The following is a 25590-nucleotide window of genomic DNA, read 5'->3' as shown; positions in this document are numbered from 1 at the left end:
ACGTCCGAATGCCCCGCGGGGACGCGGCCGACCGGACCGCGCAGCCGTCGTTCAACGTGGCGCGATCGCCATTGTTCCACAGAAATGTGGCGCGCGACTTGCACGGCGGATGGACCGGAGCGCTGCGTGCGCGCATCGTGCCCGCCGCCGCGCCGAGCGCGCCGCACGGGGAACCACGGGGAGGGGAGCACCATGACCGATACCGCCGCGCCGAAAGCCGGCTCGTTTCTCGATCGCTGGTTCGGGCTGACGGCGAGCGGCACCACGGTGCGCACCGAGGTGGTCGCCGGCTTCACCACCTTCCTCACCATGGTCTATATCGTGATCGTCAACCCGACGATCCTCGGCAATGCCGGCATGGACAAGGGCGCGGTGTTCGTCGCCACCTGCCTCGCCGCCTCGGTGAGCACCATGGTGATGGCGCTCTACGCCAATTATCCGATCGCGCTGGCGCCCGGCATGGGGCTCAACGCCTTCTTCGCCTTCACCGTCGTGCTCACCTACAAATATTCGTGGCAGCAGGGGCTCGCCGCGGTGTTCTGCTCGGGCGTGCTGTTCTTCCTGCTCTCGGTGTTTCGGCTGCGCGAGTTCGTCATCAACGCGATCCCGCACAATCTCAAGCTCGCGATCTCGGCCGGCGTCGGATTGTTTCTCGGCATCATCGCGCTCGAGCAGGCCAAGATCGTGGTCGCCCATCCGGTGACGCTGGTGACGCTCGGCGACCTGCGCCAGCCCGCCGCCATGCTCTGCATTCTCGGCTTCGTGCTGATCGCCGCGCTGAACTTCCGCAACATTCTCGGCGCGACGCTGCTCGGCATGCTCGCCGTCACGCTGATCGGCCTGCCGCTCGGGCTCGCGACCTTCGGCGGCGTCGTCTCGGCGCCGCCCTCGCTCGCGCCGACCTTCCTGCAGCTCGACTTCTCGGCGATCCACGAGTCGACCTTCCTGATCGTGGTGTTCAGCATCCTGTTCATCGACGTGTTCGACAATGCCGGCACGCTGATCGGGGTGACGCACCGCGCCGGGCTGCTCGACGAGGAGGGCAAGCTGCCGCGCATGAAGCACGCGCTGATCTCCGACTCGTTCGCCGCGATGTTCGGCTCGCTGATCGGCACCTCGACCACCACCAGCTACATCGAGAGCGCGTCCGGGGTCGCGGCCGGCGGCCGCACCGGCCTCACCGCGGCGGTGGTGTCGGTGCTGTTTCTCCTCGCGCTGTTCTTCGCCCCGCTCGCCGGCATGGTGCCGGCCTATGCCTCGGCGGCCGCGCTCCTCTACGTCGCCTGCCTGATGACCCGCGGCCTCGCCGAGATCTCCTGGGACGACGTCACCGAGTACGCGCCGGCGGTGGTGGCGGCGGTGGCGATGCCGCTCACCTACTCGATCGCCACCGGCATCGGCCTCGGCTTCATCACCTATGCGCTGGCAAAGATCATCGCCGGAAAGTTCCGCGAGGCGACCCCGACGGTGATCGTGCTGGCGCTCCTGTTCGCGGTGAAGTTCGCCTTCCCGTGAGACGGCACACCGCGACAGGTCGATCCTCGCGGGCCGTTCCGACGACGTGTCGTCAGGACGGCCCCCGCCGCCGCCACATGACGGCGCGGCGTGTCGGGACGCCTCCTCCGTCCGAACGGCGGCGCCGACGCTCGGAGCGACGCCTTGCGCGCTCCACCTCGCCTCGCGCGCTTCACCGCGCCTCGCCACGCGATCATTCCCGCGTCGGCCCTTTTCGACGGCCCGTGTCCGTCGGTGCTTCCCGTCGGTCCTTCCCGTCGGTCTTCTCCTCAATCCTCCTCTTGTCCTTCGTCGGCCCGACCGTCGTCGGCCGGATCGGGTGCCGACGCCGGATCGGGCTCGGCGGGTGACGGCGGGGTCGGGGCGGCGGACGGCTGTGCCGTGGCCGGCGGCGTCGGCGGATCGGGTTGCGATGTCGTCGCCGTGGCGGGCGGCTGCGGGGCGGCGGGCGTCGCCGAGGCCGGTGCCGCCGGCGGAACCGGCATCGCGGCGGCCGGGGCCGTCGTCGGGCCGGTCACCGGTGGCGGCGCGGCAGGGAGCGTCGTCGGTGTCGGGGCGGTGGCCGGGCGCCGCGGCGCGCTCGGGTCGGTCGGCGAGAGATCGGCGCCGCGCACCGGCGGCATCGCCAGCTGCTTGCGCCGGCAGCTGCGCCGGTCGACCTCGGGACACGGCCGGAAGCCGAAATCGCGGCCGAGGCAGATGCGCACCTCGCTCAGGCGATTGCGGCTGCAGCCGACGGCGATGCCGGTGCGCTCGAGCCCCGGATTGGCGGCGACGAAGGCGGCCTCGACCTCGTCGGGGGCGACCGTCAGCGTCGTCTCCGGCTCGATGAACGCCTCCGGGATCTTCACCACCGCGCGCGCCTTGCGCACCGCCTCGAAATAGCCGCGCGGCGGCAGGCCGGAGCACACGCCGTGGCGGTTCCATTCGTGGAAGACGAGCCGCGGGCTCGGCATCAGGTCGAGCATCGACGACACCAGCGACCGGTCGAGCCTTGGCGCCGGCACCTGGCAATATTCCGGAAAGCCGCGCTCGTATTGCGGCCACAGGCCGTGCACCACGAAGGCGTAGGGCCGCTCGCCGCATTGCGGGTCGGGTCGCTTGCGCTTCGGCCGCTCGGCCGCGCCGGCGCACCAGGACGGCGACCACGACAGCGCGAGGACGTAGAAGTCGAACGCGCCGGGCGTGTTTTGCCGGCGGTCCTGCGCCGCCGCCGGCGCGCCGACCAGCACCGGCACCAGAAGAAGACAGAGAGCGAGCAGCGTCCCCGCGCGCTCGAAGATTCCCCCACGCTCGAAAAACATCTCGCGCCCCCCGACCACCGATCGACCACCACCCTCGCGCGACGTTCCGCGCCGATCGGCTCCTGTGACGGTATTTGGGAAGCGTACCGCAGCGTGCAGAACATTACAAGAACAATCGCGTCGCCCGGTCGACCCCCCCCGGCGCGCGCCGGGCGGCCGGCCGGCATCACGGGTGAGCGGCTCGTCCCGAGGCGGCGTCACGACGTCTCGTGCGAAAAAAAACGCGGCGCCGATGCGGTGGGCAGCAAACGTTTGCCGTGCGATGAGAGGCGCCGCCGTCCACCGGCCGTCGTCGTGCCGCCCGGAACCCGCCGGGGGCGGCGGCGGACCGATCCACGCCTCCGAGAAGATCCACGCCCGAGCAGACGAAGACCGTTTCGCAGATGAACTATCGCCACGCCTTTCACGCCGGCAATTTCGCCGACGTTCTCAAGCACGCGGTGCTCGCCCGCGTGCTGATGCATCTCGCCGAGAAGCCGGCGGCGTTTCGCGTGCTCGACACCCACGCCGGCGCCGGCCTCTACGATCTCGCCGGCCCCGAGGCGAGCCGCACCGGCGAATGGCGCGACGGCATCGGCCGCGTGCTCGCCGTGAAAGACATGCCGCAGACCATTGCCGCGCTGCTCGCACCTTATCTCGATGCGCTGGCGGCGTGCGGTGGGGGCGGATCGCAGAACGGCATTCCGTCTCGTTATCCCGGATCACCGCTGATCGCGGCTCGTCTGATGCGGCCGCAGGATCGTCTCGTCGCCTGCGAGCTCGAGCCGGGCGCCGCCGGCGCGCTCGCCCGTGCGCTCGGGCGTGACGCACGGGCCAAGCGCATCGCGATCGACGGCTGGCTGGCGCTCAAGGCCTATCTGCCGCCGAAGGAGCGGCGTGGCCTGGTGCTGATCGATCCGCCGTTCGAGAAGCCCGACGAGTTTGCCCGGCTGTCGAAGGCCGTCGCGGGAGCGGTTCGCAAATGGCCGAGCGGCGTCTACATGATCTGGCACCCGGTGAAAAATCGCCGTGAGAGCGAGGCGTTTCTGCAAACGCTCGCCGATGCCTGCATTCCGAAGGTGATGAGATTGGAGATCTCGGTCGGCGGCGAAGCGGACGGACTCACGACCTCCGGCCTCGTGCTGATCAATCCGCCGTGGCGGCTCGCCGACGAGCTTACGCCGCTGCTCGACTGGCTCGTTCCGCTGCTCGCGCGCGGCCCCGGTGCGGCGGCGCGTCTCGACTGGATCGCAAAAGACTGACGCGAGGGATGCAACGCACCGTGCTTCCTCTTTCTGGCCCGCAACCTTTATGTTAACGTTATAAGGGCTTTCGCGCTCTCCGCTCGGCGCGACCGCGGGACACGAACGCGCATCGCGCGCGGCCGGCGATCTCGGGGGAGTTGGTCGGGTGAACACGGTCTCGGGGAGGGGACTGCGAAGCCACGTCGCGCCACGAGGGCCGACGACGAGCAGCATGGGATAGGAGTGTCCCGATGGCAATGGCGGGTACGGTCAAGTTCTTCAACAGCGAGCGCGGTTACGGGTTCATCAAGCCGGACGACGGCGGACGGGACGTGTTCGTGCACATCACGGCGGTCGAGCGGGCCGGGTTGAAGTCGCTCAACGAAGGCCAACGCATCAGTTTCGATGTCGAGCCGGACAAGAAGGGCAAAGGCCCCAAGGCGGTCAATCTGATCGTCTCGTGAGTTTTCGGGAGGGCGCGTCGATGCCGCGGCAGTTTTCGCCCGGCACCGGCAGGAGGGTGTGATGCGCGATCCGTGAGGCGCGACCTGCGGCGAATGGGGCGGCCGGTGCGCCCACATTGGTGAGAGCCCCGGTCGAGACGCCGCCGTTCCAGCGAAAAATCCGTCGTGACGTCCGGACGTTCACGCCGCTCGCCGCGGGGTGGACGCACGGTGCTCGTCGTTCGGTGTTCGTCGTTCGGTGCTCGCCTCCGGCGGCGCGTTGCGCGGCGCCCCGTATCGACTTGCGCGTCGACGCTCGCGTCGACGCCGGCACAGCTTCGGGCAGACCTTCGGGCGCTCCTGGCGGCACTCGGTGTTGCCGCTCCGGTGTCGTCACGTGGCGCTGCCCACGCGGTGCTGCTGCGGTGCCCTCGTGGCATCCCCCGTCGCCGTACCCGGCGTCGTGTCCTGGTCGTCGCCCCGGCGCGTCGTACCGGAGCAAACGTCTGCCGAACGATCGGCGGCAAGGGTCGCTACCGCACATTCAATAGCCCGAATGTCTTATAGGAATGATGACAGGGCGCGCGTCTTCGTCATATCGCTCGGCCCATCGGTCGGCGCGCCGACATGCGGCGAAATCCGCGGCACGTGATCAGTTCGTCGGTGCCGGAGGAGGGCACCCGCCATCGTGCCGCACCGACATCCGAACGCGAGGCGAAGACGAAAAAAAAGCCGCCGGGGTCGCCGGCGGCTCGTTGGTCTCGGGCCTCGATCGGCCGAGCGCGATCAGAACCGGTAGTTCAGGCCGAAGCGGATGATGCTCGACTCGAGCCCGGCATCGACGCCGGCCAGCGCGTAGTTCTTCTCGCCGAGGTCGGTGTAGAGGTATTCCGCGCGCGCGCTCCATTGCGGCGCGAGCGCCACCTCGATGCCGCCGCCCAACGCCCAGCCGGTCAGCGTCTTGCTCTCCGACATGCCGAAGGCGTCGAGATCGAGCCCGCCATAGGCGAAGCCACCGGTGCCGTAGAGCAGGATGTTGTTCATCGCCCAGCCGACCCGGCCACGCAGCGTGCCGAACCACGGATTCGAGAACTTGTAGGCCGCGAAGGTGTCGTCGGCGTTGGAGAGCTGGATGTCGGTCTCGAGGCCGATGACGAACTGGCCGCTCTGATAGTTGTAGCCGCCCTGCAGGCCGCCGGCGAAACCGCTCGGATCGGTGGTGAGCGCCGACGAGCCCCAGCGATAGCCGAGATTGATGCCGGCATAGGGGCCGGTCCAGTTCATCGGCACCGCGTAGGGAGGCGCCGCGGACGCCGGCGGATAGCCGCGGTAGCCGCCATAGCCGAGATCGGCGCCGAGCACGGTGCTCGTCGGGGCCGTGGCGACCATCGCCGCCGTTGCCGCGATCCATCCCGCGAGCGTCGTCTTCTTCATTGTCGGCTCCCCTCTGCACGCCTCGATCCGTCCACCGTCCCCCGGGGATCGCGACGACAGCGCCGATGCTTGTCGTCCACGATCGTGATGCCCGCAGGACTGGCGAAAGGCGAAAAATGGATAATTTCGTGTTTCCGGTTATCCCCGCATTCGAGTAAACCTTTCCTTACCTGCCCGGGGCGGGTCGGCAGTGACCGGACGTCAAGGATAAGGGGTCGTTAACGCTCGGCCGCCCGCGCCGCGGATGTTTACGAATGGGGCAGGGCGCCGGTGTTTACGCACCGTGGTGTCCGCTGGCGATCGGTTGCCGGGGCAGGGTGTTGCCGGCGGCCCGCGAAGCCGCCATGGTGCCGTAGCGCGGTGCCCGCGCCCGCCGTCTCCTTCCCGCGATCTCTCACGAGCGGCCCAGATGTCGAACCAAGCTGTCGTCGCGGCGCCGGCCGCGCTGGTCACCGGTGGCGCCCAACGGATCGGCCGGGCGATCGTCGGCGCTCTTGCACGCGCAGGCTTTGCCGTGGCCGTGCATGCGCGCGCCTCGCGCGAGCAGGCGGACGCGCTGTGCGCGGAGATCGTCGCAGCGGGCGGCCGGGCCGAGACGGTGGTCGCCGATCTCGCCGACCACGCGGCGGTCGAGCGGCTGGTGCCGGCGGCGGTGGCGGCGGTCGGGCCGCTGACGCTCCTGGTCAACAACGCGTCCGAGTTCGAGCCCGACGAGATCGGCCGGCTCGACCGCACCGTGTTCGACCGCCACATGGCGGTGAACCTGCGGGCACCGGTGTTTCTCGCCGAGGCCTTTGCCGCGCAGGCGCCGGCGGGCGAGGGGGCCGATCCGTCGATCGTCAATCTGCTCGACCAGCGGGTCTACAAGCCGACGCCCAAATTCCTCTCCTACGGCCTGAGCAAGAGCGCGCTGCACATGGCCACGACGACGCTCGCCCAGGCGCTCGCCCCCGCCGTGCGGGTCAACGCGGTGGCGCCCGGCCCGACGCTTCCGGGGCCGCGCCAGGGGGCCGATGCCTTCGCCCGGCAGGTCAAGGCGGTGCCGCTCGCCCGCGGGCCGTCGCCGGAGGAGATCGCCGATGCGGTGCTCTATCTGGCCAAAGCCCGCAGCGTGACGGGCGAGACCATCGCGGTCGACGGCGGCCAGCGGCTCGCCTGGCAAACCCCCGACGCGGTCGGCGTCGAGGAGTGATTTTTTTCACTGCGCCGTGCCGCACCGCGCGGCCCGGCCGGCGCTCGGGCCGCCGGCGGTCGGTGCGAAAAAATCACGCCACCAGGCGGCGGTGAAGCGCCTCCGGCCACTGGCCGGTGAGATAGCGGAACATCCAGTTGCCGCGCGCCCGCAGGCGCTGATAGGCGGCCTTGAGGTCGAGCACCATGGTGATGCGGCGGCCCTGGTGGTGCAGCTCGCCGACCTCGTGGGTGGCGATCGGCAAAAAACCCATCACGCGGGTGTGGAAGCCGTACGGGCTGTGCGGGTCGTTCTCGAACACGTCGGTGACGTAGTGGGTGTAGCCGCGCTCGACCGTCTCGGCGGCGGCGGCGCGCATCAGCGCGGCGGCGACCATCAGCCGGCGGCGATAGCGCGGCACCACGGCGAAGCGGCCGATCTCGGCGATCCGGCTCGCCGCGATCATCGCCGCGATGTCGAGCGAGGGATCGATCGGCGCGAGCCCGTACGAGGCGTAGGCCGCGAGCGGCGGATCGTAGAGCACGCGCACCACGCCGGCGGGCCGCACCCGCACGCCCATCGGCCGGCTCTTCACCTCGACCAGGAACCACGACAGGTCGGTGCGGGCGAGGTCGCTTTCGGGGAACTGGGCCTCGGGGTCGGCGACCCAGCGCTTCTCGCGCTGATAGGTGGCGCCGAGCACCGCGATGGCGCGGCGGCGGCCGTCCTCGTCGATCACGCGCTCGGCGCTCACGCGCTCGTCCAGTCGCATCGGGATCCTCCCTGGGGACACGGAGCGTACGGGGATGGTTTCGGGCTCGCCTCGTCGGGCGACGAGGCGCGGGGCAACGAGTCGTCGGGCGAACAATCGGCCGGCGGCCAGCGCTTGCCGGACAGCCGGGCGATTTCGCCCATCACCACCGCGTGCCACGCCTTGACGGCGGCAGGCGACACCCGGTCGGTGGTGCGCGGCGGCACCAGCGGCGCGCCGATCAAAACCTCCATCGGGTCGCGGTCGCGGATTTGCCGGTCGACGACGGTGGGGAAGCGGATGCCGACCGGCACCACCGGCGCGCCGGTCTCGAGCGAGAGCAGGGCGGCGCTGCGCCGGCCGGCGAGCAGGCGGTGCGGGTCGCGGTTCACCGTGCCTTCGGGAAACACGCCGACCGCACGGCCGCGGGCGAGGCAGTCGCGGGCGACGTCGAGCACCGGCACCGGGCCGCGATAGAGCGGGCGCAGCCGGTTCAGGAACGCAGGCTTGGCGGGCTTTGCGGTGACCGTGAGGATTTGCGCCCGGCGATAGACGAAGCCGACGCCGGGGATCAGGCTGAAATTCCAGTCGGCCATGAAATGGATCATCCGGCCGCCCCGGTGCAGCATCAGGAGCGCCGGCACCAGCACCGCCTCGGTGCGGGTCGAATGGTTGAGCGCCAGGATGAACGGGTCGTAGCCGGCGCGGATGTTTTGCAGCCCGCCGATGCCGAGCACCCGGCCGCGGCCGGCGAGCGCGATCGCCCGCAACAGGCAGCGGTCGGCAAATCCGCGATAGGGCAGCGGCCAGCGCAGCAGCTCCCGCGCGGCGGCGGGGTGCCAGAAGTCGGGGACGGCCTGCAGCGACGGCATGGACGGGAGTTTCCGGATCGGCATCCGCGGCCCGTTGCAGCGGACACGGCGATCCTACCACCAGTCGTCGATTCCTGTGGCGCGCCGATGCAACTGCCGTGACTGTTGCGTGACGGCACGACGTGCCGCCGGCTAGCCGGACGAAAGATCCTCGGGAACGATCGAGAGCGGCCGGCCGCCGCAGGTGAGAAAGGCGCGACTGCGGCAGGTCAGCACGATCACCTGCTGCTTCTCGGCGGCGCGGGTGAGCACGTCGAACATCCGCTCGATGCGGTCGTCGTCGGAGAAGACCAGCGCATCGTCGAGCACCACCGGCACCGGGTTTCCGCGCTCGGCGAGCAGGCGGCCGAGGGCCAGCCGCACGATGATCGCGACCTGCTCGCGGGTGCCGTCCGACAGCGAGACGAACGGCTCGATTGCGGCGGCAGCGCCGCGCGAGATGCCGTCGATGCCGAAGCGGGGATCGAGCGCGGCGTCGGCGCCGGGGAACAGCGCGTGCAGATAGGGCCGCATCGCGGTCTTGACGGGCGCGAGAAACTGGTCGGCGGCTGCCTGCCGGCTCTCCTCGATGGTGGTCTTCAACAGCTTCAGCGCGGCGACCCGCCGGTCGGTGCGGGCGAGCTCGCTTTCGGCGAGCGCCAGCGCGTCGACCGCCTCCGCCTCGCGCTCGCCCAAGCCTTCGCCGCCGCGGGTGGCGATGCGTCCCTGTAGCGCCGCGATGTCCCGCTCGACCTCGCCGAGCCGGCGCTCATTGGTCTCGATCGCGCCGGTCAGCCGCTTCACCCGCGCCTCGGTGGCGGCGCGCACCTCTGCCGTCGGCACCGCTGCGCGGAGCGCCGCCGCTTTTTCGCGGGCGGCCTCGAACAAAACGCGGGCCTCGCCGGCTGCGGCGGCGAGCGCGGTCAGCCGGTCGGCACGCTCCGCGTCCGGGCAAAGGACGAGGCCGTCCCTGAGCGCGCGGTTCGCTTCGGCGATCTGGGCCTCTGTGCCCTTGCACATGAACCGGGTCGCGGCGACCTGCTCGCGGGCGGTCGAGACCATCTCCTGGGCGGTGCGGTGCGCGTGGCGGGCGAGGTCGCAGGCCGCCTCGGCGGCGATCCGCTCGCGCGCCAGCGTCTCGCGGTCGGGCAGGGCGATTTTTTTCGTCTCGCCCGGCGTGTCGCCGGAGGCGTGGTCCGGAGCACGGTCCGTGTCGGCGGTGAGGGCGTCGAGCGCGGCTTTTGCGGTGGCGAGCTGTCGCTCGAGCGCGGCGATGCCGTCCTCCTTGCCGACCGCTGGCGCGGTGGCGGAAAGCTCGGCCAGAAGCCCGCGCCGCTCCGCCTCGAGGTCGGCGGCTTTTGCGCGGCACTCCTGCGCCTCGGCGAGCGAGGCGACCCCCGCGGTCCGCAGCGCCTTCGCGAGATTTTCGCGCGCGATCTCGACCGCCGCGTCGTCGTCCGGCGAGGCGGCGGGTTTTATCTCGATCTCGGCGAGATCGGCGACCGTGATGAGAAGCGGCGCCGTCGCCGCGACCTCGCGGCCCTCCGTCACCGGCGCGCCGTCGCAGAGGATTTTTCCCGCACCCGCCGGGCGGGGCCGCACGATCACCCGCGGCGCCTTCGCCTCGCGCCGCGCTTCCGCCGCCTCCAGCGCCCGCCGCGCCGTCTCGATCGCCTTCACCGCCTCCATCGGGACGGTCGTGCGCTCGATCGCCTGCTTCACCCGGGCGATGTCGTCGCGCAGGCGCCTCGCCTTCGTGAGCCGCACCGAGAGTTCCTCGACGTGCTCGGCGTCGCGCGCCGACGCCTCGCGCCGGCGCGCCCGGTCCGCCGCTCGCTCGGCCTCCGAGAGCTTGGCCGCGAGATTGGCGAGCGCCTGCTCTTTGGTCGACAGAACCGTGGCCTGCGCGTCCAGCACGTTCGTCTGCTCGGCGAGTTGCCGGTCGAGCGCGGCGATCTGCTCGCGGCGCCTGGCGATGCGCTGGTCGAGCCCGACCAGCTCTTCGTGGCGCTTGCGGGCACGCTCGGCGGTCAGCTCGCGCTGGGCCTGCTCGGTCTCGGCCTGCTGGGCGGCATGGTCGGCGCGCGCGGCGGCGTCGCGCTCGGCCGCCGCGGTGGCGAGGTCGGCCCGCATCGCCGCGAGCGCAGACGTGTCGGACAGTGCCTCGCGCTGGCGCAAAAGGCCGGCGAGCGCGGCGCGGTCGGCCTCGAGGGTCGCCATGGTGGCTTGCAGCGCGGCGAGCTCCGCCTTCGCGGCGTCGCGCCGCTCGATCGCCGTGCGCCACGGGCCGCCGGCCTTCGGCTGGCCGGTCGCCGTCGCCTCGCGCGCGAGCCTTTCGCAGACGCTGCGCAAGACCCGCTCGCCGCGCTCGCCGCCGAGCACCTGGCCGACCTCTGCCTCGATCACCCGGCCGAGCAAGGCTTTGGCCTCCGGACTCGGCTCGTACGCATCGAAAGACTTCGCCTGCGGCACCCACAAGAGGCCGAAGGTGGACGGCTCGGCGATCGACGCGCCGGGTGCGAGGTCGAGCAGCTCCCAGATCTTCTCGTCCGCCGCGCGGCCTTCCGCCACCACGCTGCCGTCCCGCGACAGTTTTGCGCCCGTGCCGCGCAGGAACGACTTGCGCACCAGATACTCGGCCTCGCCGCGCCGGAACCCGACCTCGATCGAGGCCGGCACCTCGGCATCGAGGCAGCCGAGGCGGCGCAGCTCCTCGGTCTTGCTGCCGTGGCGGGCGAACAGGGCGGCCTGCAGCGCGCGGAACAGCGTCGACTTGCCGGCCTCGTTCGGCGCGCACAGGAGGTTGAGGCCGGGCCCGAGCCCTTGCACGACGTGGCGACTGCGGAACCGGCCGACGCCCTCGACCGCGAGGCGGGTGATGATCATGGCGCGGTCCTCACGGTGTCGTCCTCATGCGGTCGCCTCGAGATAGAGCGCCATCAGCGCGTCCTCGGCGATCGTCCGCTCGTCGAGCGTCAGCGTCTCGTCGGCGGCCCGCGCCTTCAGCGTCTCCGCCACCCGCCGCAGCACGCCGTCGAAATCGATCGCCTCGAGGTCGTTCGCCTCCGGCCGCACCCGCACCGCGAGGTCGGCGGCCAGGTAAAAGACGGCGGCCTCCAGTCGCTCCAGCCACTCCGCGAGCGCTTGCCGGCCGACCATCGACAGCGCGCCGCGCACGCAAAACTTCAGCACCAGCCGCGACAGCGGGTCGTGCGTTTGGCGCAGCGCCGCCTCGTGCGCCGCCAATGCCTCGGCCTCGCCGATCTCGACGCTTTCGCTCGCCCAGCGATAGGTGCCGACGGTGCGTGGCGTCACGGTCGGCGCGGCGCCCGCCTGCGGGATGTCGACCAGAAGCGCGGTGCCGACCGTCTGGCTGTCGAACCGGTCGGGCTCGGGCGTTCCCGAATACCACGTCTTAGCGCCGATCTCGCAGGTGCGGTGCCAGTCGCCGAGCGCCAGATAATCGAGGTTCGCACGCTCCGCGCGGGTGGGATCGATCTGGTTGCCGGCCTCGCCCTCGTCGCCCTTTACGCCGAAGCGGGTGACCGCGCCGTGCGCGAGGCCGACCCGGATTTTTCCGGCTGGCGTCTCGGTGTCGTCGAAGCGGGCGGTGAGGTCGCGCGTCTCGGCCTTGCTGGTCAGCGGGGCGGTGAGCAGCACCGCCTCCGGCCCGAGATCGACCGGCTCGGCGGTGAGATGCACGAGAATATTGGCGGGCGGGCCGAGCGCGGAGAACCGCTCCCAGATGCCGGCCGGGCGATGGGGATCGTGATTGCCCGGCAGCAGATGCCAGGTGACGCCCGGAAAGCCGCGCATGCGCTCGATCGGCGCGCGCAGCGTGACGTTCGACGGCGTCTCGCTGTCGTAGACGTCGCCGGCGACCAGCACGTGCCCCGCGCCCTCGGCGACCGCGAGCCTGCCGATCGCCTCGATCGCGTCGAGCCGCGCCGCGCGCAGCGCCTCGGCCTTGTCGCCGAAGCGGAGAAACGGCTTGCCGATCTGCCAGTCGGCGGTGTGGACGAGACGCATGACGTTGTCCGTTCCGGTGCGGCGGAGGCGCTGGCGCCTCGCGCGAATCGAAACGGAGTGTAGCGGATTCGCGGTTTGTTCGTAGCGCCGCCACCGCGTGCGGCCTCAGTCTCAGCCGGCCACCGGCTTCATCCGGCGGGCCATGGCGATCGCCGCCTTCATGTTGGACGGATCGGCGACGCCCTTCCAGGCGATGTCGAACGCCGTGCCGTGATCGACCGAGGTGCGCAGGATCGGCAGGCCGGCGGTGATGTTCACGGTGTCGTGGCCGCCGACCAGCTTGGCCGCGATGTGCCCCTGGTCGTGGAACTGCGCCACCACGATCTCGAATTTGCCGTCGATCGCCTGCTGAAACACCACGTCGCCGGGGATCGGCCCGTGCGCGTCGATGCCCTCGGCCCGCGCGGCCGCCACCGCCGGCGCCACGAAGTCGTCGTCCTCGGTGCCGTAGAGCCCGCCCTCGCCGGCATGCGGGTTGAGGCCCGCGATCGCCACCCGCGGCTTGGCCACGCCGGTGGTGAGCACGTGGCGCTGCGCGACGCGGATCGTCTCGAGGATGCGCTCGGTGCGGCACAGCTCCACCGCCTGCGCGAGCGAGACGTGGGTGGAGACGTGGATCACCGCGAATTGGGGGCAGGCGAGCACGGCATAGTTCTTCTTCACGCCGGTGTAGAGCGCGAGCAGGCCCGCGTGGCCGTTGAGATCATAGCCCGCCATCCGCACCGCGGTCTTGTTGAGCGAGGCGGTGCAGATCACGTCGATCTCGCCGGCGAGCGCCATCTCCACCGCCTTCTTCACGCAGCGGCAGCCGGCCTCTCCGGCATCCGCCGAGAGCTTTCCGGGCACGATGGCATCGCGGTTCGGCGCGTCGATCGCGAGCAGCGGCACGGCGCCCTCCGGCACGGTGTCTCCGTACGGCACGAACGAAAAATTCGCGCGGACGAGTCCGCGGGCGCGCTCCATGAACAACGGGTCGCCGATCACCACGGTCGCCTTGCGCTCGTCGGCCGGCAGCGCGCCGAGCGCCTTGCAGATCACCTCCGGGCCGATGCCGGCCGGATCCCCCATGGTCAGTCCGATGGTGTTCATGCCAATGGTCTTCATGTGACGTATTCGCTGGCGTCTTCGCGTGTCGAGGGTGCGCGGCGGGTCGCGCGGCTCGAAACGCGCCTCCGCCGTCCGTGTCACCCCCGATATCACATGAATTGCGTTAGAACCACTCATGTTTTATGGTACGAACCGGGTCGTCCGATAGCGCAATCCGAAACGTCGAGCGGCCGCGATACAGTCCGCCGCCCATGTCGGCCGGCGGCCCGCGAGGATCGAGAATGGCTTTCCGCCCGGGCGGCTCCGGCCCGCTCCTGAGCTTCTACGGCGACGACTTCACCGGCTCGACCGACTCGCTCGAGGCCCTCGCGACGGCCGGCGTGCCGGCGATGCTGTTTCTCGAGCCGCCGAGCCCGGACGACCTCGCGACGCGCTGGCCGAACCTGCGCGCGGTCGGCGTCGCCGGCACCAGCCGCAGCCGTTCGCCGGACTGGATGGACGCGCATCTGCCGCAGGTTTTCGCGAAGCTGCGGGCGCTCGCGCCGCTCTGTCACTACAAGACCTGCTCCACGTTCGACTCCGCGCCGGAGGTGGGCAATATCGGCCGCGCCGCCGAGATCGGCCAAGCCGTGTTCGGCGGAAAAGTGCTGGTCGTGGTCGGCGTGGTGCGGCATCAGCGCTTCGTCGTCTTCGCCAATCTGTTCGCGGCCGGCAGCGTCGGCGACACCCACGAGATCTTCCGCATCGATCGCCACCCGACGATGAGCAAGCATCCGGTGACGCCGATGCGCGAGGCCGATCTGCGGCTCCATCTTGCGGAGCAGGCGCCGCAACGAAGGATCGCCGGCTTCGATTTCCGCCGCATGCTCGCGCCCGATGCCGACGCGGCGTTGCAGGCGGTGCTCGCCGACAACGACCTCGTGATTCTCGATACGTTCGACGCCGCGACCACGCGCGCGACCGGTGCGCTGATCGCCGCGCACGCCGCGCGTGGGCCGGCCTTTCTGGTCGGCTCGTCGGGTGTCGAATATGCGCTGGTCGATCATCTGACGAACGCCGGCGTCCTGCCGATCGTTGCACCGCCGACCCCGCGCGGTCCGGCAGAGAAGATCGTCGCGGTGTGCGGCAGCTGCTCGCCGATCACCGAGTCTCAGATCGCCTGGGCGGAGGCGAACGGATTCTTCGTGATCGCTGCCGACACGGTGGCGATGGTGGAGGGCGGCGAGGAGATCGAGGCGCGGACCGCCGAAATGCTCGCCGATGCCTTGTCGAAGAGCACCGGGGTGGTGCTGCATTCCGCGCGAGGCCCCGCCGATCCGCGGCTCGGGCCGACCCGCGCCGCGCTCGAGAAGCGTGGCCTCACCGCGCTCGACAGCTCGCGCATTCTCGGTAACGCAATGGGCCGTGTGATGCGCTGCCTGATCGCAAAAACCGGCGTCTCGCGCGCGGTGCTGGCGGGCGGCGATTCGTCGAGCCACACCGTCGACGCGATGGGTGTCGAGGCGCTCGCGGTCGCCGGACCCTTGGTGCCCGGCGCGCCGCTGTGCCGGATTCATTCCACTGACGCCGCGATCGACGGCGTCGAGATGTCGTTGAAGGGCGGGCAGGTCGGCGGTCCGGATTTCTTCGGCCGCGTGCTCGCAGGACGATGAGAGAGCCGACCATGACCCCGGACGAGCGCCGCCACGAGATCGTCAAGCTCGTTCAGAACGAGAAGACGGTGCAGCTCGACGAGCTGGCCGAGCGGCTCGGCGTCAGCCGCATGACGGTGCATCGCGATCTCGATTTCCTCGAGAGCCGCGGTCTGCTGCGCAAGGAGCGCGGCGGCGCCACCGCCGAAAGCTCGCTGCTGTTCGAGAGCAATTTTCACTACCGCCTGCAGATGGGGCAGGCCGAGAAGAAGGCCTTGGCGCAGGCCGCACGCGCGCTGATCGAGCCCGGCAACGTGATCATGATCGACGACTCGACCACCACGCTGCCGATCTGCGACGAGCTCGAGGACATCGAGCACGTCACCGTGATCACCAACTCGCTCGCAGCATGCGATCGCCTGCGGGGGCGCGCGAACGTGCAGCTCATCCTCACCGGCGGCACCTACAACGACACGCTGCAGGGGTTTTACGGCCTCGTGTGCGAGCAGTCGTTGAGCAAGCTGCGGGCCGACTTGGCGTTTCTCTCGGCCTCGTCGGCGATCGGCACCTCGCTCTATCACCAGGATCAGGAGGTGGTGCGGATGAAGCGCGCGCTGATGGGATCGGCCGAGCGCTCGGTGCTGCTGCTCGCCGCCGCAAAGTTCAAGACCCGCGCGCTCAATCACTTCGCCGAGCTCGCCGAGTTCGCCCGCGTGTTCATCGGTCGTGATCTCGATGCCGCCGCGGCGCAGCGCTTGCGCCAGGCGGGCATCGCCTTCGACCTCGTCTAGCCGGAAAGAAACGTCATGCAGCAGGTGTTGGGCAAGCAGGTTCGTCTCTCGCGCATCGTCGATCGGCGAACGCACCGCGGCTTCTGCATCGCCTTCGATCACGCGCTCCAGCTCGGCGCCTGCGCCGGCATGGAGCGACCGGAAGAGACGCTCGATCAGATGGCGGAGGCCGGCGTCGATGCGGTGATTTTGCCGCTCGGCTCGGCGCTGCAGTACGGGCCGCGGCTGGTCGCCAATGGCGGGCCGGCGCTGGTGCTGCGGCTCGACCAGACGACCATGTGGCGCGAGGGCACGCCGCTCGCTTATGCCGACGGTTTCACCCGTCTCGTCGCGAGCGTGGAGGATGCGGTCGCGCTCGGCGCCGAGGGCGTGATCACCTATTTGTTCGTCGGCCACAACGATCCGGCCGAAGAAACGCGCGCGTTCCAGCAGAACTCCGAGGTGAATGCTTTTGCGCGCAAGGCCGGCATGGTGCATGTGATCGAGACCATGGGCGCGCGCGGCGCACTGCCGAAGGAGATCCACGACGGCGAGTTCGTGCGCTTCCATTCACGCATCGGCGTCGAGATGGGCGCCGACGTGATCAAGACCGACTGGCCGGGCTCGGTCGCGGCGCTGAAACGCATCACTGCGGCGCTGCCGGTTCCGGTAATGCTCGCCGGCGGCCCACACAACGGTACCGATCGTGGAACTGTCGAGCTGGTCTCACAGATCATGGACGGGGGTGCCGCCGGCATCTTCTTCGGCCGCACGATCTTCCAGGCGAAGGACCCGCTCGCGGTGATGAAGGCGTGCCGCGCAGTCATCCACGACCGGGTGTCGGTCGACGAGGCGATCGCGTGCGCCGGCTTTTCGGCGTCGCCCGCCGCGGCGTGACGCACTCGTGCGTTCCGAGCTGTAAACACGTCATCCTGGCGCCCCGTTCACCTTTCCCCGTAGACGGGGAGAGGCCGGAGTCCGAGCGTGAGCGAGGACTCCGGGTGAGGGGGCGCCTTTCTCACGAACAACAACTCCGCCCCTCACCCCGACCCTCTCCCCGCAAGCGGGGAGAAGGAGCGCGGGCGCCGTGCGTTGGACGATCCTGATCAGTCGGAAACGCCGTCGCTCGAACAAAAAAGAGGCCCGTGCGGGTGAGCACGGGCCTCTCGTCGTTTCAGAAGCCTTCAGAAAATGTTCAAAAATGCGGCGTCGCGAGCCAGGGCACCGCGGCGACGATGATCGCGGCGATCAGGAGCGCGGCCATGTAGGGCCAGATCGCCCGCATCGCCTTGTCCGGCTCCACCCGGCCGATCGCACAGGCCTGATAGAAGCCGATGCCGAGCGGCGGCGTGAACAGGCCGAGGCTCATCGAGAGCACCATCATGATCGCGTAGTGGATCGGCTCGATGCCGAGCTCGTGCGCGATCGGGAACAGCAAGGGGGCGAACACCACGATCGCCGGGATACCCTCCAGCACGCAGCCGAGAATGGCGAACACCACGATCGACAGCGCGACGAAGCCGGTCGCCCCGCCCGGCATGTGCGCCATGCCGTGCGCGAGCTGCTGCGAGAAGCCGGACTGGGTGAGCGCCCAGGCCATCGCCGTCGCGGTGCCGAGAATGATCATGATCGCGCCCGACAGCGCGAGCGTGTCGCACAGCATCGGCCACACCCGCTTCAGCGGGAAGTGACGGTAGAGCAGGATGCCGACCAGCACGGTGTAGACGACGCCGATGGTGGAGACCTCGGTCGCCGTCGCGACGCCCGACACCACCGCCCAGCGGATCAGCACCAGGAGCGCGAGCGCTGGGACCGACGCGACGAACGTCTTCAGCACCTCCTTGCCCGACGCCTTGACGGCCTCCGACACGTCCTCACGCCGCGAGCGGAACCAGGCGACCAGCACCAGGCCGACCGCGCCGACCGCCGCCGGCAACAGGCCGCCGGTGAACAGCGCGGCGATCGACACGCCGGTGACCGAGCCGACCGTGATCAGCACGATCGACGGCGGAATGGTCTCGGCCATCGCCGCGGAGGAGGACAGAAGGCCGATCAGCTCACCCGGCTCCTTGCCGCGCCGCTGCATCTCCGGCAGCAGCACCGGGGCGATCGCCGCCATGTCGGCGGCCTTCGAGCCGGAGATGCCGGAGACGAGATACATCGCGCCGATCAGCACGTAGGAGAGGCCGCCCTTGAAGTGGCCGACCAGCGAGCTGAGAAGCTTCACCAGCACCGCGGCGAGCCCGGTCATCTCGATCAACAGGCCGAGCAGCACGAACAGCGGGATCGACAGCAGCACGAAGGTCGACATGCCCTCGTCCATGCGGCTGATCACGATGCTCATCGGCATGTAGGTCATGAATTCGAGATAGACGACGGTCGACAGTCCGAAGGCGAAGGCGATCGGCGCGCCGCCGAGCACCAGCACCAGCACGCCGAAGCCGAAGAACACCAGGAGATTCCAGTTCTCCATGTCCTCGAGCTGCGGGAGAAACACCTGCAGGAGAACGCCGCAGGCGACGACGATGCCGACCGAGAAGGCGAGATCCAAGAGCTTCGCCCGCTGCACGAGCTGCAGGAGCGCGACGATCAGCATCAGCGTGAGGCCGGTGAGGATTGCGGCGGAGCGCACGGTATCGGGCACCTGCAGCGCCGGTGTCGTGATCATCATCTGATCGACGGCGTGCTCCCAGGCGGGCTCGAGCAGCAGTGCGAGAAACAGAATCACCGCGGTCGCGGAGAACGTCTCGATGCGGTCGCGCCACGGCTGCGGCAGCAGCGATGCGACGACAGTGAGGCGCATGTGGCCGCCTTTGTGCTGGGCGACCACCGCGCCCAGCATGCACAGCCACAGAAACAGGATGGAGGCGAGCTCGTCCGACCACACCAGCGGGCTGTGCAGCCCGTAGCGGAAGGCGACGCCGGTGAACAGCACGATCACCTCGACCACCACCAGGATCGCCCCGGGAACTTCCGTGGCGAACGCGATCGCGCGTTCGAGGCGGCCGCAGGCGGCCTTCAGGGCGGCGAGCCCGCCGGACGTCTGGTCCGACGGGCTGGTCATGATCGCGTCAGCCGAGCTTGCCGACGTATTTTTCGAGGCGGGTCCAAGCGGCGTCACCGAACTTCTCCCTCCACTGAACATAGAAACCGGCCTTCGCGAGCGCTTCGCGGAAGGGCGCCGGGTCGGGCTTGCTGAACACCATGCCCTTGGCCTCGAGGTCGGCCTGGACGGAGGCATTCAGCTTGGCGATGTCGTCGCGCTGCTCCATGCCGCAGTCGTTCAGCGTCTTCTCGGCGATCGCCTGGATGTCCTTCGGCAGCCGGTACCAGGTTTTTCCGGAGGCGACGAACAGATAGCCGTCCCAGATGTGATTGGTCAGCATGCCGTATTTCTGGACCTCGAAGAGCTTCGCGGTCTGGATGATCGGCAGCGGATTTTCCTGGGCGTCGACGATTTTCGTCTGCAGCGCGGTGTACACCTCGGAGAACTGCATCGAGGTCGGCGCGGCGCCGAGGGCCTGGAACAGGCTGATCGAGAGCTGGCTCACCGGCACGCGGATTTTGATGCCGGCGAGATCGTCGGGCGTCACCACGGGCTTGCCGGAGGTGGTGAGCTGACGGAAGCCGTTGTCCCACACCTTGCGCATCATGTGCAGGCCGGACTTCTCGATCTCCTCGCCGATGAAGCCGCCGAGATCGCCGTCCATCGCCGCCCATACCCGCTCGTAGCTCGGGAAGGCGAAGCCGACCGCATTGATCGGCGCGGCGGGAACCAGCGTGGCGATGACGAGCGCCGACGGCGTGAAGAAGTCGAGCGCGCCGGAACGCACCTGATTGAGCATGTCGGTGTCGCCACCGAGCTGATTGTTCGGGAAGATGCGGATGTCGAGCGCGCCCTCGGTCTCCGTCTTGATCTTGGCGGCCGCCTCGGCGGCGCGCACGTTCAGCGGATGCGTGAGCGGGAGATTGTTGCCGTACTTGTAGACGAACTTGGAGCGCGCCTTCGCGCGCACGTGCGGCATCGCGAGTACTGCGGGCACCGCCAGAGCGGCGGTGGCGAGGAGGCGGCGTCGGCTGAGGTCGGGCATCCAGAGTCACTCCCAGATCGGTTCTGCGTGGGTTCTAGGATGGTTTCGTAACATACTTTTTGGTATGGAGTGTGTCTACCGATGTTCTATTCGTAGAGAAACGGATGAGCGGACGCCCCGGCGGGGGCAGGATGCGCGCCTTCGGCGCACCCGCTGGGCGCCGCGACGGAACGGGACGAAGGGGGCCCGCAGGACGATGAGCAGGCTGTTCGGGGAAGTGCGCCAGATCGGCTACGTGGTCGACGACATCGAGACCGCGATGCGCGACTGGGCGGAGAAGCTCGGCATCGGGCCGTGGTTCTATGCCGAGAAGATCGTCGACCAGAACTTCTACTACAAAGGGAAGCCGTCGCCGATCGAGCGCTCGGTGGCGCTCGCCAATTCCGGCTTCGTGCAGATGGAGCTGGTGCAGCAGCGCAACGACGCGCCCTCGATGTATCTCGATTTTCTGAAGGCCGGCCGCATCGGCGTGCAGCACTTCGCCTATTGGACGACGACGTTCGACGCGCACATGGCGGCGGCGAAGGCGGCGGGCATGACGGTCGGCATGGGCGGCGAGGTCGGCGCGAACGGCCGCTACGTCTATTTCGACTGCGAGATCCACCCCGGCACGGTGATCGAGCTGTCCGAGGTGTCGGGGCCGAAGGGGCGGCTGTTCGAGACGATCCGCAAGGCGTCGGAGGGCTGGGACGGCCGCGACCCGATCCGCCCGTTCCCCGATCTGTCGAAGATGTAGGGTCGGGCCGGGACGAGGTCCATCCGAGCGTGGATCGGGCCATCGACCCGATGTCTTCACCTCTCCCCGCGTGCGGGCTAGAGCATGCACACATCGCCCCGGATGCGTTCATCCGTCATGCGCGGGCTCCGACCCGCGCATCCATCAAGATCAAAAGGACTATTTGTTCAGGTTGATGGATCGCCGGGTCGAAGCCCGGCGATGACGGAGGAGTTCTTGGAAGCGTTCACGATTCCCATTGAGAACTCGCCGTATTCGAGGATGTGTGCATCCCGTAGTCCGCGTGCGGGGAGAGGGAGCCCCGCCTCGTCCGGAGCGTCGGCCGTGCCCCGACGGGTCAGCCCGATCACCGCCCCGCCGCCGTCTCCTTCGCCCGTGCGGAAAAGCTCAGGCGGGCGGGGTTGTGCTCCATGTTCTTCGCGAGCTTTTGCGCCGTGAAGCCGGCATGGTCCAGAATCGCGAAGAACTCGGGCTCGGTGTAGCGGGCGATGCCGAGCGTCGAGCGCAGCTTTCGGTAGGGCGAGACCGCCGTGCGGGCGACGCCGACCAAGGCCGCGACGAGAAAGCCGTTCTTCCCGGCATAGCGCAGCAGCGCGAGAAGGTCGCTCACCGCGCCGACGTCCGGCGGGATCACGTCGGCGACGATCAGCGTGCCGCCGGGGGCGAGCAGGCGGCGCCACTCGGCGAGCAGGCCGTCGAGGTTCTGGCGGTCGAGATACTGCACCACCGAGTTGGCGACGATCAGGTCGAACGCGGCGGCCGGCCGCCCCCGCAGCTCCTCGGGGCTCGCCACGGCGATGTTCGGCACGGCCGCGAAGCGGCTGGCGAGGTGCTCGCGCACGCGCGGCGCGGCGTCGCTCAGCACCAGCGATCCGGCCTTTGCCGCCACCAGATCGGCGTGCAAGGCCTCGCCGCAGCCGAAATCGAGCACGCGCGCGTTCGGTCCCGGCAGGTAGCCGACGATCGCGGTCGCGATGTCGCGATAGTGCACGTCGGCATGACGCGCGTTCACATAGATCGAATGCGGGTTGTCCCAGAAGGCGACCCAGTCGCGGATGGCGGTCATGGCGTGCCTCGCTCCTCGGTGGTGCCCGCCCGCGGCGGCACGATCAGCACGCGATAGGCGGCCGGCGGCGTGGTGAAGCCGAGGAAGGTCCTGGTGACCGACACCTCGCGCACCACCACCGGCGCACGCGGCTCGGCGCCGGCGATCGCGGTCAGGCCGGCGCGGCAGAATCCGTCGTCGATGCGGCAGACCGCGACGAAGCCGTCGATCACCAGCCGTGTCGGCTCGATCCACGGGGTCGGGTCGAGGGTGAAGCCGGGCACCGAATCGGGGTGGTCGGGATGGTAGAAGCCGATCGCCGCGCCGAGATCGGCGTCGCCCATCACCACCGAGAGCTTTCGCGCCGTCACCGCCCGCCATTCGCGGTCGACCGCTTCGGTGAGCGGCGTGTAGTAGGCGCGGCCTTCCTTGTTGCCCTGCAGGTGGCGCACCAGCGCGATCACCGGCGAGGCGAGCAGCACGACCAGCGTGAGGACGGCGACCACGGCGGTGACGCGCACGGCGTCCTTGCGGGCGACGATCGCCTCGGGCGGCGCCAGCAGCACGATCGGCAGCAGGAACCAGGCCTGCATGGTCCACAAGGGCGTCAGCTCGACCCCGACGAAGGGGGCGGTGATCGCCGGGATCAGCAGCGGCAGCGCCAACAGGTTCACCAGCAGGCGGCGGTCGGGCTCGTCCGGCCGAAAGGTCTTTCGGATGGTGGCGAGGCTCGGTCGCACCACCAGGAGCCAGACGATCAGCGGCACCGCCACGTAGCCGATGCCGCCGGCGAGGTACGACACGGCCTTGGAGAGAATGGCGCCGAGCGTCGCGCCGCCGTGCACGGCATAGGCGTAGTCGAATGGCTGGAAGCCGGTCGCGACCAGCCACCACAGATGCGGCGACAAGACCGCGAGCCCGGCGGCGACCGAGATCCAGGGCGAGCGCGACTTCAGATAGTCCCAGCGCGCCGGGTGCAGCAGCACCGCGAGCGGTAGGCTGACGATCAGATAGATCGAGTAGTACTTGCCGAGCATGGCGAGCGCGCAGGCGGCGCCCGCCGCGATCGACCACATCACGGTGCGGGTCTCGAAGGCGCGCAGGAAGCACAGCACGACCAGCGGCCAGGTGGCGAGCAGCGTCTGGTTGGAGCCGAAGCGCTGGCCGTGGAACTGATAGAACGGCGTCAGCAGCAGGAAGAGCAGCACCAGCACGCGCTTGTCGCCGGACACGGATCGGCGGGCGATGCGGTCGACGATGAACAGCGCCAGCGCCGCATTGACCATCGCCAGGAGATGGAACGCCCAGTCGGCGATCGGGAAGATCGAGAACCAGCCGGCCGCCATCAGCGCGCCGAGCGGCGGATGCTTGTAGTAGCCGGGGCTCGGATGCCGGCTCCAGGCAAAAACCTCGACGAGATCGGGATGGAGGTCGAGCGAGGCATAGGAGATCACCTGGAACGCGGTCCAGGCGACGACGAACAGCGCGAGCAGCAGCGCGGTCGCGCGGCCGTCGTCGGCATGGTCGAGAAAGGCGCCGATCGCCCGCGAGGGGCTCGCGGTGCGGCGGCTCGTCGGAATCGTGGTGCTCATGGCTCGTTGGCGTGCCGGCGGGCCGCAAGGCTGCTCGGCAGGGTCTCCGGGTGGGCGGCCGGCGTGTCCGCCTCCGTCTCGGCGATCAGGAAGGACGGCCATTTGCGGGTTTCGCGCAACACCCGCCCGACATACTCGCCGATGATGCCGAGCACCAGGAACTGGCCGGCGCCGAGAATGGCGATCGCCGACATGGTGGAGGTCCAGCCGGCCACCGTGTGGCCGATCCACAGGAAGCTGACGACCGAGTAGACGAGCAGCAACAGCCCGATGAAGGCGAAGATCAGCGCGAGATGGATGGCGATGCGCAACGGCCGCACGCTGTGGGCGATGATGCCGCTGATCGCGAGGTCGATCATCCGCCGCAGCGTGTAGCTCGACTGGCCCTCGCTGCGCACGCCCTGGTGGTACGGCACCTTCACCAGCGGGAAGCCGAGCCACCGCACCAGCCCGCGCAGAAAGACGTCGTGGTCGTCGAAGCCGTTGAGGATGTCGACCACCTGCCGGTCGAGCAGCAGAAAGTCGGCGCTGCCGGGCTCGATGCGCACGTCGCCGATGGCGTCGAGCACGCGATAATAGAGGTTCGAGGTGAACCGCTTGCGAAACGAGATCTCGGGCGAGGATTCGCGCTGCCCGGCGGCGATCTTTGCCCCGCCGCGCCACGCCGCGATCATCTCGGGGATCAGCTCGGGCGGGTGCTCGAAGTCGCAGTCCATCAGCACCACGCCGTCGCCGCGCGCGTGGCGCAGGCCCGCCCGCAGGGCCGACTGGTGGCCGAAATTGCGGGTGAAGGAGACGTAACGGACGTGCGGGTCGTCGGCGGCCAGCCGGCGCAGGGTGGCGAGGGTGGCGTCCTTCGAGCAGTCGTCGACGAACACGATCTCGTAGGAGCCGATCGGCGCCAGAATCTCGGCGAGCCGCTCGGCCATCGGGCCGACATTGCCGGCCTCGTTGTAGGCCGGCAGCACGACCGAGAGGAGCGGCCGCTCCGTCTCCCACCGATCCGACACCGCCGACACCCTCGATACCCCCGTCTTCGCTCCGGCCACCCGGTGGCCGGCGGACGTGTCAGGCCACACTCGGGAGCGAGAATCAAGCGCAGGGCGGGCGCGAGATTTGCTTTCGCCGCGGCGCCGGGCCGCGCGCCGCGCGGCAGGATACGGTTTTTCCGCGTGCGTGGAATTGGTCGACGGAGAGAGCGGAGCGGGCTTTTGGGCGCCCGCTCAGGCGGCGTCCTCGTCGCGCCCCGGCTCGCCTTGCGACGTGGCCTCGGCCGTCGACAGGTGTGCCGCGGCCTCCGCCTCGGCGGTCCACAGCTTCACCAGCGGCCCGGCCTTGCCGCGCACCGGACAGGTGGTCGGCAGCGGCACCTCGCGGATCGCCGCGACGGCACGGTCGTGCTCGGCCGGGGTGCCGCGGCAGAGATCGAAGCGGCCGCTCGGCGGGTAGGCGCCGACCACCACGAGGTCGGGCGTCTGCCACAGCCGCTGGTGGCCGGTGCCGGCCGGCAGCACGACGACGTCGCCGACCTTGAGGTCGATCTCGGCGCCGTGCTCGCCGCCGAACTGCACCCGCGCGCGGCCGCGGGCGATGCCCATCACCTCGTGGATGCGGGAATGATAATGCACGTAAGGATAGACGCCGTTGCGCCAGGTGCCGACCCAGCCGTGGCGGAGAAAGGTCTTCTCGATCACCGCCTCGTGGTCCGGCGAGCCGCGCAGGTCGATCGCGTTGCGGAAGACCACGAAGGACAGGATCGGGTTGTTGGGGATCGATCCGTCGTCGGAGAATTTGTGGGTCTCCGGGGCGGCTCGGGTGTTTCGTGCCTGCATGAGTCCATCCTGGCCGCCGGGCGACCCCGGCGCGCGTGGTGCCAATGTGCGGTTCAGGGCTTAAATCCGGCTTAAGCCGGTCGGTTCAATTGGCCCCGCGAGATACCACCGCCCAGGACGCGTGC

21 protein-coding genes are annotated in these 25590 nt (G+C 69.6%); 8 read left to right on the top strand and 13 right to left on the bottom strand.

Annotation, left to right across the window (positions count from 1 at the left end; genetic code table 11):
• Positions 1 to 192 precede the first annotated feature (192 nt).
• Positions 193 to 1515, top strand: coding sequence for an NCS2 family permease (locus A33M_RS15200; protein WP_008388742.1), 1323 nt, complete (start codon positions 193 to 195; stop codon positions 1513 to 1515).
• Positions 1516 to 1784: 269 nt separating this feature from the next.
• On the opposite strand, the gene A33M_RS15195 is transcribed toward A33M_RS15200, so the two are convergent.
• The gene (locus A33M_RS15195) at positions 1785 to 2819 is read right to left on the bottom strand and encodes a ribonuclease T2 family protein (protein ID WP_008388741.1); all 1035 of its coding nucleotides are present in this window, start codon (positions 2817 to 2819) and stop codon (positions 1785 to 1787) included.
• A gap of 383 nt (positions 2820 to 3202) precedes the next feature.
• On the opposite strand from A33M_RS15195, the gene A33M_RS15190 reads away from it, so the two are divergent.
• The gene (locus A33M_RS15190; protein ID WP_008388739.1) at positions 3203 to 4060 is read left to right on the top strand and encodes a 23S rRNA (adenine(2030)-N(6))-methyltransferase RlmJ; all 858 of its coding nucleotides are present in this window, start codon (positions 3203 to 3205) and stop codon (positions 4058 to 4060) included.
• A 233-nt stretch (positions 4061 to 4293) separates the two neighbouring features.
• A complete protein-coding gene (locus tag A33M_RS15185) occupies positions 4294 to 4506 on the top strand; it encodes a cold-shock protein (protein ID WP_008388737.1) in 213 nt (70 codons plus the stop codon).
• Positions 4507 to 5271: 765 nt separating this feature from the next.
• Here the strand turns inward: A33M_RS15185 and A33M_RS15180 are convergent.
• On the bottom strand, positions 5272 to 5919 hold the full coding sequence (locus tag A33M_RS15180) for an outer membrane protein (protein ID WP_008388735.1): 648 nt from the start codon (positions 5917 to 5919) through the stop codon (positions 5272 to 5274).
• Between the two features lie 409 nt (positions 5920 to 6328).
• On the opposite strand from A33M_RS15180, the gene A33M_RS15175 reads away from it, so the two are divergent.
• The gene (locus A33M_RS15175; protein ID WP_008388733.1) at positions 6329 to 7111 is read left to right on the top strand and encodes an SDR family oxidoreductase; all 783 of its coding nucleotides are present in this window, start codon (positions 6329 to 6331) and stop codon (positions 7109 to 7111) included.
• Positions 7112 to 7184: 73 nt separating this feature from the next.
• On the opposite strand, the gene A33M_RS15170 is transcribed toward A33M_RS15175, so the two are convergent.
• From A33M_RS15170 to pdxA, 5 genes are all read right to left on the bottom strand, one after another.
• Positions 7185 to 7862, bottom strand: a complete 678-nt coding sequence (locus A33M_RS15170; RefSeq protein WP_008388730.1) for a GNAT family N-acetyltransferase — start codon at positions 7860 to 7862, stop codon at positions 7185 to 7187.
• A complete protein-coding gene (locus A33M_RS15165; protein ID WP_008388728.1) occupies positions 7841 to 8713 on the bottom strand; it encodes a lysophospholipid acyltransferase family protein in 873 nt (290 codons plus the stop codon). Before A33M_RS15165 ends, A33M_RS15170 begins: the two co-directional genes overlap by 22 nt.
• Positions 8714 to 8845: 132 nt before the next feature.
• Positions 8846 to 11578 (bottom strand): AAA family ATPase, encoded by a 2733-nt coding sequence (locus A33M_RS15160; RefSeq protein WP_008388726.1) that lies wholly within the window; start codon positions 11576 to 11578, stop codon positions 8846 to 8848.
• A gap of 24 nt (positions 11579 to 11602) precedes the next feature.
• Entirely contained in the window at positions 11603 to 12721 is a 1119-nt protein-coding gene (locus A33M_RS15155; RefSeq protein ID WP_008388724.1) for a metallophosphoesterase family protein, read from the bottom strand.
• Positions 12722 to 12832: 111 nt separating this feature from the next.
• Entirely contained in the window at positions 12833 to 13810 is a 978-nt protein-coding gene (gene pdxA, locus A33M_RS15150; RefSeq protein WP_040620869.1) for a 4-hydroxythreonine-4-phosphate dehydrogenase PdxA, read from the bottom strand.
• A 239-nt stretch (positions 13811 to 14049) separates the two neighbouring features.
• Here pdxA and A33M_RS15145 point away from each other — a divergent pair, with 239 nt between their 5' ends.
• The 3 genes from A33M_RS15145 to A33M_RS15135 are packed head-to-tail and all read left to right on the top strand — an operon-like array spanning position 14050 to position 17066.
• Complete coding sequence (locus A33M_RS15145; protein ID WP_040620834.1) at positions 14050 to 15420, top strand: four-carbon acid sugar kinase family protein; 1371 nt, start codon at positions 14050 to 14052, stop codon at positions 15418 to 15420.
• 11 nt (positions 15421 to 15431) lie between these two features.
• The gene (locus A33M_RS15140) at positions 15432 to 16190 is read left to right on the top strand and encodes a DeoR/GlpR family DNA-binding transcription regulator (RefSeq protein ID WP_008388718.1); all 759 of its coding nucleotides are present in this window, start codon (positions 15432 to 15434) and stop codon (positions 16188 to 16190) included.
• A 15-nt stretch (positions 16191 to 16205) separates the two neighbouring features.
• Entirely contained in the window at positions 16206 to 17066 is an 861-nt protein-coding gene (locus A33M_RS15135) for a class I fructose-bisphosphate aldolase (protein ID WP_008388716.1), read from the top strand.
• Positions 17067 to 17364: 298 nt separating this feature from the next.
• Here the strand turns inward: A33M_RS15135 and A33M_RS15130 are convergent, their stop codons facing one another.
• Together A33M_RS15130 and A33M_RS15125 are read right to left on the bottom strand one after the other, a co-directional pair.
• The gene (locus tag A33M_RS15130) at positions 17365 to 19233 is read right to left on the bottom strand and encodes a TRAP transporter large permease (protein WP_008388713.1); all 1869 of its coding nucleotides are present in this window, start codon (positions 19231 to 19233) and stop codon (positions 17365 to 17367) included.
• Between the two features lie 7 nt (positions 19234 to 19240).
• The gene (locus tag A33M_RS15125) at positions 19241 to 20260 is read right to left on the bottom strand and encodes a TRAP transporter substrate-binding protein (protein ID WP_008388712.1); all 1020 of its coding nucleotides are present in this window, start codon (positions 20258 to 20260) and stop codon (positions 19241 to 19243) included.
• Between the two features lie 196 nt (positions 20261 to 20456).
• Between A33M_RS15125 and A33M_RS15120 the strand changes: the two genes are divergently transcribed.
• The gene (locus tag A33M_RS15120; protein ID WP_040620832.1) at positions 20457 to 20996 is read left to right on the top strand and encodes a VOC family protein; all 540 of its coding nucleotides are present in this window, start codon (positions 20457 to 20459) and stop codon (positions 20994 to 20996) included.
• Positions 20997 to 21342: 346 nt separating this feature from the next.
• Here A33M_RS15120 and A33M_RS15115 read toward each other — a convergent pair whose 3' ends face one another.
• From A33M_RS15115 to A33M_RS15100, 4 genes are all read right to left on the bottom strand, one after another.
• Positions 21343 to 22062: a class I SAM-dependent methyltransferase gene (locus A33M_RS15115; protein WP_008388710.1), complete on the bottom strand. Its 720-nt coding sequence runs from the start codon at positions 22060 to 22062 to the stop codon at positions 21343 to 21345.
• Positions 22059 to 23633 (bottom strand): glycosyltransferase family 39 protein, encoded by a 1575-nt coding sequence (locus A33M_RS15110; protein ID WP_008388709.1) that lies wholly within the window; start codon positions 23631 to 23633, stop codon positions 22059 to 22061. The genes A33M_RS15115 and A33M_RS15110 overlap by 4 nt, the downstream gene beginning before the upstream one ends.
• Complete coding sequence (locus A33M_RS15105; protein WP_008388708.1) at positions 23630 to 24643, bottom strand: glycosyltransferase family 2 protein; 1014 nt, start codon at positions 24641 to 24643, stop codon at positions 23630 to 23632. The genes A33M_RS15110 and A33M_RS15105 overlap by 4 nt, the downstream gene beginning before the upstream one ends.
• A gap of 213 nt (positions 24644 to 24856) precedes the next feature.
• Entirely contained in the window at positions 24857 to 25465 is a 609-nt protein-coding gene (locus tag A33M_RS15100) for a cupin domain-containing protein (RefSeq protein WP_008388707.1), read from the bottom strand.
• Between the last annotated feature and the right edge of the window lie 125 nt (positions 25466 to 25590).

The organism is Rhodovulum sp. PH10, from assembly GCF_000293785.1.
Classification (GTDB): Bacteria; Pseudomonadota; Alphaproteobacteria; order Rhizobiales; family Xanthobacteraceae; genus Rhodoplanes.
This window is presented reverse-complemented; position numbering and strand designations above follow the sequence as displayed.

What these genes read in the sequence shown, in the direction of transcription:
- A33M_RS15175 (WP_008388733.1), top strand. Translation starts at nt 6,329, where the DNA reads ATGTCGAACCAAGCTGTCGTCGCGGCGCCGGCCGCGCTGGTCACCGGT.
- A33M_RS15185 (WP_008388737.1), top strand. Translation starts at nt 4,294, where the DNA reads ATGGCAATGGCGGGTACGGTCAAGTTCTTCAACAGCGAGCGCGGTTAC.
- pdxA (WP_040620869.1), bottom strand. Translation starts at nt 13,810, where the DNA reads ATGAACACCATCGGACTGACCATGGGGGATCCGGCCGGCATCGGCCCG.
- A33M_RS15100 (WP_008388707.1), bottom strand. Translation starts at nt 25,465, where the DNA reads ATGCAGGCACGAAACACCCGAGCCGCCCCGGAGACCCACAAATTCTCC.
- A33M_RS15115 (WP_008388710.1), bottom strand. Translation starts at nt 22,062, where the DNA reads ATGACCGCCATCCGCGACTGGGTCGCCTTCTGGGACAACCCGCATTCG.
- A33M_RS15135 (WP_008388716.1), top strand. Translation starts at nt 16,206, where the DNA reads ATGCAGCAGGTGTTGGGCAAGCAGGTTCGTCTCTCGCGCATCGTCGAT.
- A33M_RS15145 (WP_040620834.1), top strand. Translation starts at nt 14,050, where the DNA reads ATGGCTTTCCGCCCGGGCGGCTCCGGCCCGCTCCTGAGCTTCTACGGC.
- A33M_RS15160 (WP_008388726.1), bottom strand. Translation starts at nt 11,578, where the DNA reads ATGATCATCACCCGCCTCGCGGTCGAGGGCGTCGGCCGGTTCCGCAGT.
- A33M_RS15200 (WP_008388742.1), top strand. Translation starts at nt 193, where the DNA reads ATGACCGATACCGCCGCGCCGAAAGCCGGCTCGTTTCTCGATCGCTGG.
- A33M_RS15140 (WP_008388718.1), top strand. Translation starts at nt 15,432, where the DNA reads ATGACCCCGGACGAGCGCCGCCACGAGATCGTCAAGCTCGTTCAGAAC.
- A33M_RS15195 (WP_008388741.1), bottom strand. Translation starts at nt 2,819, where the DNA reads ATGTTTTTCGAGCGTGGGGGAATCTTCGAGCGCGCGGGGACGCTGCTC.
- A33M_RS15190 (WP_008388739.1), top strand. Translation starts at nt 3,203, where the DNA reads ATGAACTATCGCCACGCCTTTCACGCCGGCAATTTCGCCGACGTTCTC.
- A33M_RS15110 (WP_008388709.1), bottom strand. Translation starts at nt 23,633, where the DNA reads ATGAGCACCACGATTCCGACGAGCCGCCGCACCGCGAGCCCCTCGCGG.
- A33M_RS15125 (WP_008388712.1), bottom strand. Translation starts at nt 20,260, where the DNA reads ATGCCCGACCTCAGCCGACGCCGCCTCCTCGCCACCGCCGCTCTGGCG.
- A33M_RS15120 (WP_040620832.1), top strand. Translation starts at nt 20,457, where the DNA reads ATGAGCAGGCTGTTCGGGGAAGTGCGCCAGATCGGCTACGTGGTCGAC.
- A33M_RS15180 (WP_008388735.1), bottom strand. Translation starts at nt 5,919, where the DNA reads ATGAAGAAGACGACGCTCGCGGGATGGATCGCGGCAACGGCGGCGATG.
- A33M_RS15130 (WP_008388713.1), bottom strand. Translation starts at nt 19,233, where the DNA reads ATGACCAGCCCGTCGGACCAGACGTCCGGCGGGCTCGCCGCCCTGAAG.
- A33M_RS15165 (WP_008388728.1), bottom strand. Translation starts at nt 8,713, where the DNA reads ATGCCGTCGCTGCAGGCCGTCCCCGACTTCTGGCACCCCGCCGCCGCG.
- A33M_RS15155 (WP_008388724.1), bottom strand. Translation starts at nt 12,721, where the DNA reads ATGCGTCTCGTCCACACCGCCGACTGGCAGATCGGCAAGCCGTTTCTC.
- A33M_RS15170 (WP_008388730.1), bottom strand. Translation starts at nt 7,862, where the DNA reads ATGCGACTGGACGAGCGCGTGAGCGCCGAGCGCGTGATCGACGAGGAC.